Origin of the sequence: Paenibacillus alba (genome assembly GCF_013204855.1) — a bacterium.
Taxonomy (GTDB): Bacteria; Bacillota; Bacilli; order Paenibacillales; family NBRC-103111; genus Paenibacillus_E; species Paenibacillus_E alba.
In genome coordinates this window covers 1-524 of sequence record NZ_JABMKZ010000123.1, presented here as the reverse complement: position 1 = coordinate 524, position 524 = coordinate 1, and the positions used below count along the sequence as shown (strand labels likewise).

Here is a 524-nt window from a genome sequence, read left to right as displayed (position 1 = left end):
ACGCGTCCGCCAACCATCTTGTGTCCAATAGCCTGGTGCACGATACGATCAAATATATCTTGAAAAACGGTCGTGTCCTTAAAACGATTTTTCCGATTCCAACTAAAAACAGAATGGTCCGGTGCTTTTCCTGAAAGCCCTAGATTTAAAAACCAACGAAACGATACGGTGTCATTCACGACGCGTTCCAACTCGCGTTCTGAGCGGATATTGTATAAGTAGCCAATGAGCAGCATTTTAAAAAAGACAATGGGATCCAGCGAAGGACGCCCGTTCGACTCACTGTAATAAGGGCGCACAATGTCAAGAATGAAGTTAAAATCGATATAGGTTTCAACCTGTCGCAACAGGTGATTAGAAGGTACCATGTGTTCAATACAAACAAATTCATAATCTAACTGTGGATTTGGGGTATTCGTAAAAAGCATAAAAACACCGCGCTTTCGATGAAATAGGCTTTATAGCTCTATATTCATAGTAACGCGGTGAATTGGTAAAGTTCAAGTATTTTCTCAACAGCCTGA

At 41.2% G+C, this 524-nt stretch carries 1 protein-coding gene; it reads right to left on the bottom strand.

Annotated features, from left to right (window positions below):
* The coding region (locus HQN90_RS38205) for a transposase (protein WP_173228005.1) at window positions 1-428 on the bottom strand (428 nt) is incomplete at its 3' end.
* Between the last annotated feature and the right edge of the window lie 96 nt (window positions 429-524).